We start from the raw sequence: 13,097 nt of genomic DNA on the forward strand, positions 1-13,097 counted from the left end.
TTAGGCGGCCTTCTGACGCAGTTCGACAAGCCGCTCGGCAGTCCTCAGCGCGGCGGAGGTCATGATGTCGAGATTGCCGGCATATTTGGGCAGATAGTGACCCGCCCCTTCGACCTCCAGGAAGACGCTGACCTTGGTTCCGGTTGCCGACTGGCTGACGTTCGGGATGGTCAACGCGTTGTTTTCGCCGATGCGCTCGAACTGCACCTCCTGCTTGAGGCGGTAGCCAGGCACGTAGCTCTGCACGTCCCTGACCATGCGGTGGATCGACTCGCGGATTGCGTCGCGGTCGTCGGTGCGGGCGAGGCAATAGATGGTGTCGCGCATCACCAGCGGCGGCTCGGCCGGGTTGAGCACGATGATCGCCTTGCCGGCCTCGGCTCCTCCGACCTCGCGGATAGCGCGCGCCGTCGTTTCGGTGAATTCGTCGATATTGGCTCTGGTGCCCGGTCCCGCCGACTTTGAAGCGATGGACGCGACGATCTCAGCATAGGTGACCGGCGCGACGCGAGAGACCGCGGCCACGATCGGGATCGTCGCCTGCCCCCCGCAGGTCACCATGTTGATGTTGCGCGACGAGCAGCCGGCATCGATGTTTACCGACGGCACCACATAGGGCCCGATCGCCGCCGGCGTGAGGTCCACCACCTGCTTGCCGTCCGCCAGCAGGATTTCGCTGTGCTTTGCATGCGCCGCTGCCGAGGTCGCGTCGAAAACAATCTCGATCTCCTTGTAGACCGGGAGCGCGCGCAGTCCCTCGATGCCCCCCGCAGTAGTCGCAACCTTGAGACGCTGCGCCCGCTGAAGTCCGTCCGATTCCGGGTCAATACCGACAAATGCCGCCATTTCGAGGATGGTGGATGTCCGCATGATCTTGATCATCAGATCAGTGCCGATGTTGCCGGACCCGATGATTGCAACCTTGATGCCCACGATCACTGGTCTCCCATGTTGAATGAGACGGTTCCGAGGTTTTCGATGCTGGCGAAAACCTTGCTGCTTGGGCCGACGACCGTCATCGGGCCGAGCGCGCCGGTCATGATAATCTCACCCGCCCTGAGCGGTGTTCCTAGGGCATGCATCTGCGCTGCCAGCCAGGCCGCGGCGTTCAGCGGATTGCCCATGCAGGCACGGCCGCTGCCGGTGGACACGACCTCGTCGTTGAGCTTGAGTTCCATCGCGCAGTCGCCGAAGGAAAACCCTTCAGGTCGGATTGCCGGCGTGCCCAGCACGAACATTCCGCTCGACGCATTGTCGGCGATCGTATCGACAAGCGAAATTTTCCAGTTTTGGATCCGGCTGGCGACAATCTCGATCGCTGGCAGCACGAATGCAGTCGCGCGCAGCACGTCGGCGAGGTTGGGCGACGGCATGTCTAGGTCAGCGCCAAGGATAAGCGCGATCTCAGCCTCGGCCTTGGGCTGCAACAGGCGATCGAAAGCGATGGTTTCCCCATCCCCGACGATCATGTCGGAGAGCAGCGCACCATAGTCAGGTTCGGACACGCCTAGTTGACGCTGCACGGCCACGGATGTGAGCCCAATCTTGCGTCCGATGAGACGGCGCCCAGAACCGATCTTATGATCGATGTTGATCTGCTGAACCTTGTAGGCCGCCTCGACGTCACCGGCAGGCAGCAGGTCTAGAATGGGCGGACACGGCTTCCCGGAATCCTCCGCCTCCCGCAGCATCGCCGCGACGGCGGCAATCTGATCTCCGACCTGCCGGTCGGCTGCTCTTGAACGTGTCGCCATCAACCCTGCTCCTCCTGCAACACCGCATAAACCTGATCGTCGACGACGCGCGTGGCATAGACACGCAGCGGCTTGGAACATGGGGGCGATCTGACGCTGCCATCGCGAATATCGAATTCGCCCTGATGCAGACCGCATTCGATGACAAATTCATTCTGCATGCCGTCGGCCGTCAGCGACGCCTGACCATGCGTGCAGGTATCGTCGGTGACATAGGCCTGCTCACCGACCCGCCAGACTGCCAGTGGCGGAAAACCGTTCAGATCGACACGAAGCCCCTCATCATCGGGAATATCCGCCAATGCACAGATGAGCGTTTCCGATGTGGCGCCGATCATATCGAGCTTCCCGCAACCGTCTTCGCCAATCCCGCCGGCGCCGAAACCGACCCGAGAAAATTCTCGGCATTGCGCCACATGACCTTCGCCGAACGCAATTCGCCGAGCGCCCCACCGACAAAGGCCGCGGCTTGCGGCTGCTGGATCGAAAATGGATAATCCGAACCAAGCACCAGATGCTCATCGCCGACCATATCCGCGATATAGGTCAAAGCTCGCGGGTCGTAGACGATACTATCGAACCAGAACCGCCTTGCGACCTCGCTCGGCTTTTCTGACATCAGCCGCGACAGTGACATTCCGATCGACCACGCATGGTCGAGCCTTGGGAGGATGGAGGTCAGCGCGCCGCCACCGTGGCTGAGAAGGATTTTCAATCCGGGGAAGCGTTCCATAACGCCGCCTGTAAGCAGCGACACGGCGGCCAATGCCGTCTCCAGCGGGAACGCAGCGGTCGCACCCAGATCCGCAGGACCGACGAGCCGCTCCATCCCGGCAGGATGGAGCGGATGCACCATGATGCAGAGATCATTTTCTTCCGCCGCGGCAAAAAACGCATCGAGACGCCGGTCCCCGAGCGGCACACCATCGATGTGGGTGCCGATCTCGACGCCGGAAAGGCCCATTGCCTTCACGTCGGCCAGCCGACGAGCGGCGAGTTCCGGGTCCTGCACGGGAACCATGCCAATGCCCCGGAAACGACCGGGCGTATCGGCCATCATCCTGGCGATGAACTCGTTCATGGCCCGCGCAAGTTCATCCCCATCAGCGGGCGAAAACCAGGTCGAGAGCAATTCCGGCATCGGCGAAATGACCTGAATATCGACGCCGTCCGCACGCATGTCTTCCAGCCGCCGTTCGGCATCCCAGCAGCTCGAGTCGATGCGGCGAAAAACCTCGCCGGCTATCATCACCGCGGCGTCCCCGTTCTCGCCGTGTTGGATCGAAGGCCAGCGCGCGTCACGACCTTTCCCGTTCGGCAGGACGGGCGGGACAATATGCGTGTGGACGTCGGTTACTTGAGACACGGCATGGCCTTTAGCTTGAGCCAACATATCGGCCCCGCCGCCCGGAGGTAAATCGAAAGGAAATCGGTTCTCACTATGCGGAAGCCTGCTTTTTCAGCAGCGCACGCAGGTCGACGGACGGGTCGGCCAGATCGGCGGGTGAGAAGGAAGAGCCTGATGCGATCATCCGGCGCGCCAGCGCAACCCCCTTTGAATTCTGTAGCGCGGCCATCCCGACAAGTTTTCCCCCCAGCAGATAGAACGCCATAGGCGCCGCGCCGTCGCCGGCATTGCGGATAACTTCCTCTCCCGCCAGGCTGCCTTCGACCTGGAGCCGTTGTCCGAACTGATCAGACCAGTAACCCGGAATTTCTTCGTAGCGATCGCCTCCACCGAGGATGGCCTTCGCCACCACCCGCGGATGATTGTCCGCATGCCGCCATGTCTCCTGCCGAACGAGTTGTCCTGCTACCGGATGGCGTGCGACATCGCCGACCGCCCACACAGCCGGGTCGGACGTACGCCCCTGGGCATCGACAATGACGCCGTCGTTCACGGAAATCCCCCCCTCGGCCGCGAGTTGGTCGTTGGGAACGACGCCAATCCCCACGACCGCGAAATCACCTTCGATCCTGCTGTCGTCGTCCAAGGTGACCACGAGTCCATCCGCCGCTCTGTCGACTTTCTCGATCCGTGCGTTCAAATGAAAGTTCACCCCATTCTGACGCTGAAGCCGCAGCATCCAGCCTGCGACGGTGGGCGTCGCCGCCCTGCCCATGACACCCGGCGCGGCTTCAATGACCGTCGCGTGCCCACCCATCTTGACGACGCTGGAAGCAATCTCCAGCCCGATGACGCCGGCGCCGATGATGATGACCCGGCGCCCGGGAGCGAGCCGTTCGCGTACCCAGCGCGCATCGGTGAGCGTCCGAAGATAGGTGATCGGCAGAGCCGGATCGTCGAAAAGCGGCAGACGGCGCGGCCGCGCGCCAGTGGCAAGAACAAGCTGGTCGTAGCCGATCGCGGCGCGTCCGGCGATCGAGACGGATTTCCGCTTCGTATCGATCGCCTCGATTGCCGATCCCAACTCCAATTCGATCCGGCGCTCCTTCCAGAAAACCTCGTCGCCCAGCGCCGCCGTCGCTTCCTCGGAACTTCCCGTGGCAACGTCCTTGGAGAGCGGCGGACGCTCGTAAGGCAGATGCGGCTCTTCGCCGACGAGCAGGATGCGCCCGGTATAGCCTTCCGTCCGCAACGCCTCCGCCATCCGGCCGCCCGACTGGCCTCCGCCCGCCACGACAATCGTCGACAACATCATCAAGTTCCTCCTAAATGCCGCGATACATCATGCTGGCGCCTAGGAACATCAGGAGCGCGAGCAGGAGCTTGTGGAACAGCTTGTCGTCGACGCCGCGCAGGACAAGACGGGCCGCAGTCAGTCCGACCATCACAGGAACCACAGCCATCGCGGAGAACACCAGATCCCCCGGCGCCACAGCGCCGAAGTAGAGAAGGCCGAACAGAAACGGAATGCCCGCGAAGAGGTATATGATGGAGATCGAGGAGATGAACTCCGCCTTGGAGAGCCCGATGCTCATCATGTAAACGATGATCGGAATGCCAAACAGCGAGCTTACCCCGCCCACCATTCCGGCAAACAAGCCGACAGCGACACCTGTCACCCGCTCGAGGCGCGCTGGAACCTGAAAGGTGCCGCGCAGCCTCAGGCCAACGGCCGAGAGCGCCAGCGCCATTCCCGCCCAAAACAGCAGCTGCTGGTCGTCGAGCCTGACCATGAAGCTCGAGGAGAAAACGATCGCCACGGCCATCGTCAACTGCATGGGCCAGAACCGCCGCACGACCGGCAGAAAAGCGCCGCTGGTGAGAGCCTGCCAGCCGTTGGAGACGAGGATGGGAACCATCGTCAGTCCGACCGCCTCGGGGATGGTGAACACCAGCGACAGAATGGGAAGCGCCACCATCGGAAGGCCGATGCCGGTCAATCCCTTGATAAAACCTCCGCAGAGGAATGCGGCCAAGGCGACGGCGGCCGCCTGCAACGTCATCGTTTCAAACATGGCTACCTGCGCATGTCGGCGTCGAGCTTGACCATGGTCTCGACCGGAGGTTCCGCGGCTGGTTCCGCATTCCTGCGAGCGTAGAGATGATTAAGCGTCAATATCGCGCAGCCAGCGACTGCGGCAGTGACGGCAAGCAAAGGCATCGACCACGCGAAGAGGGCGGTCAACGCACATGGGACCAGCGCTATCCGGATCAGCGGCGAAATTCGCGAACGGCAGAACCCAATGGACGCTGCTGCCAATATGTAAATGGCCGCCGCGGTCAGACCGACATCGAGGCAAATCTCGGCCCACGTTCCATCCATCAGAAGCCCTGATCTGACGGTGAAGGCGAAAGGCAGCAGAAAGGCCACCATCCCGAGCCGCACAGAGGCGTTCGCGACCTCCATCGGCGAGGCCTTGGCTATCGTACTTGCCACATAGGCTGCGACCGCCACCGGCGGTGTGATGTGCGAAGCGACCGCGAACCAAACCAGGAACAGATGCGATGCGAGCAGGCCGAAACCGGCCTGGACGAGACCCGGCGCCAGCAGGACCGCAGCCAGCGTATAAACCGCGGTGACCGGCATTCCCATTCCCAGGATGATCGTAATTACGCCAGCGAGCATCAGGATCAGGACAGGCATGCCTTGCGTCATCTCGAAGAGTTGGAACGAAATCTTCGACGCGAGACCAGTGACGTTCAGCGACTGTTCGACCAGGCCCGCACCGGCCACCGCAGCGACCAGCGGAGCGAGCATCACCGTCGCCTCCACGATGACGTTCAGAAGCTTCTTCGGTCCAATCCTAAGCTCCTTCGCCTTGTTGAACCAACTGAAGAAAATCGTCAGAATGATGCCGACAGTGACACTGTATTGCGGAGTGAAGCCCTGCTCGATCATGACGACCAGCGTGCCAAGCGGGATCACGAACATCCAACCCTCGCGCATGACCGACCAGAAGGTCAGGATCTGATCATCGGGCAGGCGCCCGTATCCATGCATAGTCGAATAATGATGGACCTGCAGATAGACGGACAAATAGTAAAGCAGGGCAATGACGATCGAAGCCTTGATCACCTCCGAATAGGAGATGCCGGTGAACTCGACCAGCACGAATACCACCGCGCCCATGACCGGCGGCAGGAAGCTGCCGCCCACCGACGCGACAGTCTCGATGGCCCCAGCCATGACGGCCGGATAGCCGACCTTCTTCATCATGGGCACCGTAACGCTGCCGGTAGTCATGATGTCAGCCGTCGGACTGCCCGAGATCATGCCGAACAGGCCGCTAGAAACTACCGCCACCTTGGCGACGCCGCCCTGGCGCCTTCCGGCCACTAACGCGGCCAGATTGAAAAAGAACTGGCCGCCCCCGCTGACTTCCAGCATCTTGCCGAAAACCACAAAAAGATAAACATAAACGGCCGCGGCCGCCACTGGAGCGCCGAACAATCCGCCATTGATGCTGATGATCGATTGCTCGATAATCTCCGGCACACCGAACGGCCGATGATAGAAGACGCCCGGCAGCAAATGGCCGAAGGCAACATAACCAAACAGGATACCGACCATCACGGTCATGCCGAGACCGATGCAGCGCTTCATGAGGACGAAGGTCACAATGATGAGAACGGCGCCACTTATCTGGCCCAGCACGTCGAACCGGCTGATGCCGAGAATCCATTCGGACAGTGCGCCAGCCTGGGTGAGAAGATAGCTGCCGCTGAGCGCAGTGGCGATCGCCAGAGAGACGTCCCAATAGCTCAGGTAAGTACGGCCGGTTACTCCTGAAGTTGTAAGTAAAGCGATAACGAAGAGAGGCGTCACAAAGGCGAGACCCAGCACAATCGGCGAAACGTTGCCATAAAGTGCCAGCCAGAACTCGAATACGGCCAGCGGAACGGCGAGTGCGATTGCGACAGCCCGAGTGATCGGCGATAGTTCAACCTTGTCGGCTCCGAGGATAAGATTCCGAACGCGGACAGTCGGGGGCATGGTGCCTCTTCAACAATCTGGAAAATGCAACCTAGATAAGAGGAGAGCGCCGCACATGGCATACGTGCGACGCTCTTGTGTCTCCCCGAGACTCAATTCGGAAGCAGGCCGGCTTCCTTGTAGAAGGCCGCGGCGCCCGGATGGATCCTCAGCCCCTCGACTTTGGGAACCAGAGTCTCTTTGGTCGCGGCCTGGAAAGCCGGATGCATCGCCTGGAAATCGGCCAGTTCGGCATTGACGGACTTGGCGAACTTGTATGCCTGCTCGTCGGTCGCCGCGGGGCCGGCCACGATATAGTGGGTGGATACCGGAACGTGCAGATCTTCGGTCTGGAAGTCGTATGTCCCAGCCGGGATGACGCCGACGTCGACATTCATCTGCTTGGCGGCTGCGGCAGCCTCTTCCGCGGTCATCGGAAGGAAGCGCAGCGGCGTTGTGGAATTGAGCTCGATGACGCTGCCTACCGGAGCGAAGCCGCCGGTGATGATGATGTCGGCGCGGCTGTCCTTCATCAGTTCATGAGTCGGACCGGTGCTCTGCGGAATCAGCGTACCGCCGAAAGACTCCAGTTCTTCCATCGTCAGGCCGTATTGGTTGAGGATCGCCACGACATGCGCGCGGGCCCAAAGATTGCCAGGTTGGTTGATCGAAATGCGGACAGGGATCTTGCGCTCCTTGATGTCGGCGAACGACTTGATGTCGTGCTCGTCTAGGAAAGCAGCGCGGCCATAAACGTGAGCCGTGGTCAATTTGGGGCCAATCGCGACAATACCGGAAATCTTGTCTCCGTAGGCTTCCCGGAACGGCGCTTCGCCACGTTGCGCCATGCCGATCTCGATTGAAGTCTCGAGAGCGAATTCGCGCTCGCCATTGGCGACGGCCACCATGGAACCTGCAGGGTTGCCGGGCTCATAGACGATGTTGGAACCGGGATAATGCTTGCGGACCGTCAGCGCCTGACCTTCGCCAAGGAGGCTTGCCATGCCACCGGCGGAATATCCAGCGATTGTGGCGACGACCGGTTCGGAAGTATCGAGCGCAGCCGCATCCTGCGCCGAGGTTGCTGCAGTCATCCCAAGGCTTACGACGAGTGCCGATATTGCACCTGCAAATCTAATGTCCACTGTATTCCTCCCTGTTAAGATCAATATCGTGTCCGCGTGAAACGTTCCGGCAGCCGCACAAACGCGATGCGGTCAGACAAGAAATGTAAGATTGGCCATCGGGCTGTCATTGTTGAGGATAAATACCTTCTTCTTCCTCATCTTCAGGCCGTCCTCCGTCCGTATCAGCGTATGGTGGTTGCGGCCGAACCAGACATTCTGCCGGTCCAGCCTCACATCTCCGAGCACAAAGCATGAGGTGCCAATAATCTCGCTGTCGCTGACCGACTCAATCTCGATGTTCGAGACGATGCGCATCAACCGCGACTTCGGCGACTGGGCGTGCGCGAACTTGCCTTTGAGGCGAAGGATGCGCTCTTCGATCTTCTCAAGATTTTCGTAGATCAGCGAGACGGACTTGTGGATGTCCAAGTCTTCCTCGTTGCACGGAAGCCAGTAGAGCGCGTCTTCCGTCCAGAGCTTGAACCATTCGTCGTATTGATGGTTGTCCATCAGCCGCGCTTCCCGATAAACGAAGCTTTCGTAAAGACGCAGGGTTTCTGCCTCGTCCTGATGCGCAGAACGAGCCGGGGATACGAGGTTCATAACTACTTCCTTCTGATCTTACAGCCGGTCTAGCCCGCGTCCATCAGCCGACGCCATTCCCGCACCTGCGCGCGCTGCGTGACCTCGTCGGAGATGAGACCGATCGTCGTGCCATCCTCGTCAATGCGCTCGCGGTTGAGGCCTCGGGAAATGTCGATCCACGGCTCGACCTGCGCATGCATTCCGCGCTGAGTGCGTTCGAAAATCTCCGCGTCGTCCGGAGAACCCGCTCCCGCGGGGCCGTAGAACGATTCGTGCTGACGAAGCCGCATGCTGTTGATCTCGTCCGGCACGCCCTCGAAGAGAACGGGGAACATCAGGATCTCGGTCTCGTTGGCGGAGATCGGGTTCATGATTCGGACCTGATTGTTAATGATCTGCATGTTCGGGAATATGCCGACATGTGGATCGCCGGCGAGCGACAGGAGTTCGCGGCCCCGTTCCTTTCCGTGCTTCTCATACATTGAGGCAATATATTCGCTGCCGCCCGGCGAGCGCTCCAGGAAAGCAAGATATTCATCGACGTGCTTCAGCCGATGTTTGCGTAGGTCGAGCATGCAGTGGCCATTGCCCAGATCACGCGTTACGCTCAAGGACTTGTCGTCATACGGATCATGGCGATGCGTGGCGCCGGCGCCCGAGTCGGCCTTCGCGTGCCAGACCGCGATCACGGACGCATGAACGTAATAAACATGGTAGCCGTCCATACCGACCAGCTTCCAGTTTCCGCGATATGTCGTCTTGTGAACACCTGCATCCAGCCGGATCTTCCCCGTTGGCGAGGCGTCAATCAGATAGTCGAGCATTTCGGCAGCCTTGCCGAGATGCTCGCGCAGGCCAATGCCTTCCTCAGCCAGGCTTGCAAAAACGAAGCCGCGGTAGTTCTCAACACGCGGCGGCCTAGCCAAACCGCCGACCTTTTCGCAGAAGCCATCCTCGTAGGCATCAGCGCCGGTGACTTGGACAAGCTTGCCGTCAGTGTCGTAAGTCCAGCCATGGTACCAGCAGCGAAAGAACTTGGTCTTGCCGCTTTCCACTTCTGCCACAACTGCGCCGCGATGGCGGCAGCGATTGAGCAGCACATTAACTTGGCCATTGCTGCCGCGAACCAGGATCACGGGCTGGCGACCAATCTGCCGAAGTTTGAACTCGCCCTCCTTGGGAACCTCGCTTTCGTGGCCGATATAGACCCACGTCTTGTAGAACACGCGCTCCATTTCCGCTTCGAAGACGTCCGGCCGAGTATAGATCCCGGAATGGACGCGCGCATCCGAAGCGAGATCGGCGAAACTGTCTAAACCCGCCAGACTGTTGCTGATCGCCTCTCCTTTGAGCGAAACCCCAGACATCTGCTTGTTCATAATAATTCCTCCAACCAGAAATGCATGTGACGCGCGCCAGCTGTGTGGGTCGGCGACCATGCCATTTTTCTAGGTCCAACCTATGGCACAGGTCCGGACACCTCAACATTGCTGGAAGCCGTTTCTCATTAATGAAGAAACTGAACCCGCCTACTTAGGATGCGCATTCTCTATCGGGCTCCATCCTCAAAGGAAAGATAAGGCCTTTTCCGCAAACCGGCTGTTGCGGATTTCGGTGCTGATGAGGCTGGCGCGGCGGTCAAGTTCGCTGCGTATCCGCTGTAGGTCCGCATCCTTGATTCTAGCGCTCGGACCCGAGGTCGATATCGCCGCAACGACGGTTCCCCTAATGGCTATCGGAACAGCGAGACAGCGCAGACCCTCTTCGAATTCCTCATCGTCGAGTGCAAATCCTTGCCGCCGGATCGCTTCGAGTTCGACCATCAAGTCGGAACCGCTGACAATAGTATTGGGCGTCAGCTTCACGAAATTTCCCCCTTTAACGTACAGCTGGACCTTCTCCTCCGGCAGGTGGGCAAGCAGCACCTTGCCCACTCCGGTGCAATAGCCCTCCAGTTCTGTTCCGACGCGCGTAACGATTTTGAGACTGCGCGAAGATTCGGCCTTAGCCACGTAACGAACCATTTCGCCGCTACGAATGGCGATATGAACCGTCTCGTTCAGGATGTTGGTGAGTTGCTGCACATGACCATTCAGAATTGTCTGCAAGTCGCCCCCGAAATCGGCAGCAGTGGCGAGCTGCTGGATAGCCTTCCCGATGTTGTAGCGGCTGGACGGAGCGAGATCTAACGCACCCACGGACAGCAGAGTACGAAGGAAGCGATGCGCTGTCGGCACCGACAGATTTGCCCGGTGTGCAATTTCCGTCAGCGTCAGGCCTCCGGGATTGGCTTTAAACAGGTTCAAAATCCCAAATGCCTTGACGACGGAGTGGTTTTGCGGCGTGGGCATGGGTATCATTTCCTTCAACGATCTCACATATGAAGAACCCTAGCCCAAAATTTTGACATAAGAGAGACCGATTGCAACATATTTTCCGTCGTTCAAAAGGTGGGGCACTTGCGCCCCCAGGAGGAGACGTGAGTAATAAGCTCATCGAACAAGTCGCCTATGTCCGCGTTGGTAGCCGGAACTTGCAGAAGCATGCGCTTTTCGCAAGCGAGGTCATTGGTCTCGAAAAGTCGCGCGAGACTGACGTGGAGGTGTCGTTCCGCTCCGATATCCGTCTGCGCACGCTCGGCCTTTTCGATGGCGACCCGTCCGAAACCAGCGTCGGTATCGAAATTCCCAACGAGCGGTCTCTAAACGAAGCCGCGGAAAAACTCGCCGCGGCTGGTTTTGAAGTTGCCTGCGCCGATCATGAGCAGTGCCAGCAACTTTTCGTTCGCCGCGCGATACGGACGCGCGACGGCAGCGGCAACCGCATCGATCTCGTCATAGCCCCGTTTCACGCGGGTCGACGTTTCTTTCCGACGCGCGACGCTGGGGTGCAAGGCCTCCAGGGCGTCGGTTTGCGCAGCACCGACAACGATCGCGACGTGCAGTTCTGGACGAAGATATTGGGCGCTCGAATCGCGGATTGGGCTGGCGGCATCACGTACCTCAACATAGACAGCCAGCATCACCGTATCGCGTTGTATCCTTCCGACCGGAACGGCGTGCTCTATATCGCCTTCACGGTGGAAGATCTCGACAACCTCATGCAGAGCAAATATTTCGTTCTCGACCGGCAGATAAAAGTTGTGCAGGGCCCAGGCAGGCAAACCGCTTCCAACCAGATGTTCATGCATTTTGAAGGGCCTGAGAAGAACCTGTACAGCTTCGTTACAGGGATCGACATCATCGATCCCGCCCGCCACCGGCCGCGTCAGTTCGGCTCTGCGAACGACGGGCTCTGCGCATGGGGATCGGTGAGCGAAGGTGTCCCTGAACTTGGTGCGGCTCGGCGCTAGCAATTCACGGAAAGGACAAGTCAGATGATCGAACTAAAGGATGTCTCTTATGTGCGGCTCGGCACGCGCGACCTCGATGACGCGCTGTCCTTCGCAACCGGATATCTTGGTCTCGAGGTGGCGGAAACGGCCCGCAATGCGGCTTATCTGCGTTCCGACGACCGTGCCCATACCCTGTGCTATTTCGACGGCGATCCGGAGGACCACACTGTGGGCTTCGAGGTCGAGGACGAGGAAAACCTGCAACTGGCCGCCGCCACGCTCGAACGGCTCGGTCACCCCGTCCATGCCGGAACGCCTGAGGAATGCGACCTGCGTAAAGTGAAGGCGTTTATCGGGTTCCGCGATCCGACCGGAAACCATATCGAGCTCGTGGTACGGCCCGAACGCAGTGGCAAACGCTATTTTGCCACACGTGACGCGGGAATCACGGGCTTCAGCCATATCGGCCTTTACACGACTGATCCCTCCAGGGACGAGCGGTTCTGGACCGAGGTCTGCAATGCCAAAGTTAGCGATCGCATCGGCGATATCCCGCTGATGCGGGTCAATGAAATCCACCACACCATCGCCCTGCTCGCTTCCGACCGCGCCGGCATCCAGCATGTCAACCACCAAGTGCAAACGAGCGACGACGTCATGCGCTCCTACAATTTCCTCCATGAGCGGAACGTACCGATCGTCTTCGGACCCGGCCGGCATCCGACGTCCGGCGCGCGCTTCCTCTACTTCAAGGGGCCGGACGGCATGGTCTTCGAATACTCGGTTGGCGTGGATGCCATCGAGGACGAGGAGGGCCACAATCCGCGCCAGTTTGGTTTCGAGCCTTCGAGCTTCTGCAAATGGGGCTCCAAGCCGGCGGCCGATTTTCGTCGCTGAGGCCGTCTCGCACGCAAGT

At 59.8% G+C, this 13,097-nt stretch carries 13 protein-coding genes; 2 read left to right on the top strand and 11 right to left on the bottom strand.

Translation table 11 applies throughout. The features are described 5' to 3' along the window. From ABGN05_RS06400 to ABGN05_RS06450, 11 genes are all read right to left on the bottom strand, one after another. Complete coding sequence (locus tag ABGN05_RS06400) at positions 1-936, bottom strand: acetaldehyde dehydrogenase (acetylating) (RefSeq protein ID WP_373695918.1); 936 nt, start codon at positions 934-936, stop codon at positions 1-3. Next, entirely contained in the window at positions 936-1,754 is an 819-nt protein-coding gene (locus ABGN05_RS06405; RefSeq protein ID WP_367954326.1) for a 2-keto-4-pentenoate hydratase, read from the bottom strand. Before ABGN05_RS06405 ends, ABGN05_RS06400 begins: the two co-directional genes overlap by 1 nt. After that, the gene (locus tag ABGN05_RS06410) at positions 1,754-2,092 is read right to left on the bottom strand and encodes a non-heme iron oxygenase ferredoxin subunit (RefSeq protein WP_367953192.1); all 339 of its coding nucleotides are present in this window, start codon (positions 2,090-2,092) and stop codon (positions 1,754-1,756) included. The genes ABGN05_RS06405 and ABGN05_RS06410 overlap by 1 nt, the downstream gene beginning before the upstream one ends. Continuing rightward, positions 2,089-3,147 (bottom strand): amidohydrolase family protein, encoded by a 1,059-nt coding sequence (locus tag ABGN05_RS06415; RefSeq protein WP_367953193.1) that lies wholly within the window; start codon positions 3,145-3,147, stop codon positions 2,089-2,091. The genes ABGN05_RS06410 and ABGN05_RS06415 overlap by 4 nt, the downstream gene beginning before the upstream one ends. A gap of 46 nt (positions 3,148-3,193) precedes the next feature. Continuing rightward, a complete protein-coding gene (locus ABGN05_RS06420) occupies positions 3,194-4,417 on the bottom strand; it encodes an NAD(P)/FAD-dependent oxidoreductase (RefSeq protein ID WP_367953194.1) in 1,224 nt (407 codons plus the stop codon). A gap of 10 nt (positions 4,418-4,427) precedes the next feature. Further along, positions 4,428-5,177 carry a sulfite exporter TauE/SafE family protein gene (locus ABGN05_RS06425; protein ID WP_367953195.1) on the bottom strand — a complete coding sequence of 250 codons (750 nt, stop codon included), beginning with the start codon at positions 5,175-5,177 and terminating at the stop codon, positions 4,428-4,430. Between the two features lie 2 nt (positions 5,178-5,179). Next, positions 5,180-7,156: a TRAP transporter permease gene (locus ABGN05_RS06430; protein WP_367953196.1), complete on the bottom strand. Its 1,977-nt coding sequence runs from the start codon at positions 7,154-7,156 to the stop codon at positions 5,180-5,182. Between the two features lie 92 nt (positions 7,157-7,248). Continuing rightward, a complete protein-coding gene (locus ABGN05_RS06435) occupies positions 7,249-8,280 on the bottom strand; it encodes a TAXI family TRAP transporter solute-binding subunit (RefSeq protein ID WP_367953197.1) in 1,032 nt (343 codons plus the stop codon). 72 nt (positions 8,281-8,352) lie between these two features. After that, positions 8,353-8,865, bottom strand: coding sequence for an aromatic-ring-hydroxylating dioxygenase subunit beta (locus tag ABGN05_RS06440; RefSeq protein ID WP_367953198.1), 513 nt, complete (start codon positions 8,863-8,865; stop codon positions 8,353-8,355). 29 nt (positions 8,866-8,894) lie between these two features. Beyond that, positions 8,895-10,226 (bottom strand): aromatic ring-hydroxylating oxygenase subunit alpha, encoded by a 1,332-nt coding sequence (locus ABGN05_RS06445; protein ID WP_367953199.1) that lies wholly within the window; start codon positions 10,224-10,226, stop codon positions 8,895-8,897. A 186-nt stretch (positions 10,227-10,412) separates the two neighbouring features. After that, positions 10,413-11,198, bottom strand: coding sequence for an IclR family transcriptional regulator (locus ABGN05_RS06450; protein WP_367953200.1), 786 nt, complete (start codon positions 11,196-11,198; stop codon positions 10,413-10,415). A 128-nt stretch (positions 11,199-11,326) separates the two neighbouring features. Between ABGN05_RS06450 and ABGN05_RS06455 the strand changes: the two genes are divergently transcribed. Both ABGN05_RS06455 and ABGN05_RS06460 read left to right on the top strand, forming a co-directional pair. Beyond that, positions 11,327-12,199, top strand: a complete 873-nt coding sequence (locus ABGN05_RS06455) for a VOC family protein (protein ID WP_367953201.1) — start codon at positions 11,327-11,329, stop codon at positions 12,197-12,199. A gap of 24 nt (positions 12,200-12,223) precedes the next feature. Further along, entirely contained in the window at positions 12,224-13,078 is an 855-nt protein-coding gene (locus tag ABGN05_RS06460; RefSeq protein WP_367953202.1) for a VOC family protein, read from the top strand. The last annotated feature ends 19 nt before the right edge of the window (positions 13,079-13,097 follow it).

Origin of the sequence: Aquibium pacificum (genome assembly GCF_040839445.1) — a bacterium.
Classification (GTDB): Bacteria; Pseudomonadota; Alphaproteobacteria; order Rhizobiales; family Rhizobiaceae; genus Aquibium; species Aquibium pacificus.

Coding starts and splice junctions, on each gene's coding strand:
- ABGN05_RS06405 (WP_367954326.1), bottom strand. CDS start 1,754: ATGGCGACACGTTCAAGAGCAGCCGACCGGCAGGTCGGAGATCAGATT.
- ABGN05_RS06410 (WP_367953192.1), bottom strand. CDS start 2,092: ATGATCGGCGCCACATCGGAAACGCTCATCTGTGCATTGGCGGATATT.
- ABGN05_RS06415 (WP_367953193.1), bottom strand. CDS start 3,147: ATGTTGGCTCAAGCTAAAGGCCATGCCGTGTCTCAAGTAACCGACGTC.
- ABGN05_RS06420 (WP_367953194.1), bottom strand. CDS start 4,417: ATGATGTTGTCGACGATTGTCGTGGCGGGCGGAGGCCAGTCGGGCGGC.
- ABGN05_RS06425 (WP_367953195.1), bottom strand. CDS start 5,177: ATGTTTGAAACGATGACGTTGCAGGCGGCCGCCGTCGCCTTGGCCGCA.
- ABGN05_RS06430 (WP_367953196.1), bottom strand. CDS start 7,156: ATGCCCCCGACTGTCCGCGTTCGGAATCTTATCCTCGGAGCCGACAAG.
- ABGN05_RS06440 (WP_367953198.1), bottom strand. CDS start 8,865: ATGAACCTCGTATCCCCGGCTCGTTCTGCGCATCAGGACGAGGCAGAA.
- ABGN05_RS06445 (WP_367953199.1), bottom strand. CDS start 10,226: ATGAACAAGCAGATGTCTGGGGTTTCGCTCAAAGGAGAGGCGATCAGC.
- ABGN05_RS06450 (WP_367953200.1), bottom strand. CDS start 11,198: ATGCCCACGCCGCAAAACCACTCCGTCGTCAAGGCATTTGGGATTTTG.
- ABGN05_RS06460 (WP_367953202.1), top strand. CDS start 12,224: ATGATCGAACTAAAGGATGTCTCTTATGTGCGGCTCGGCACGCGCGAC.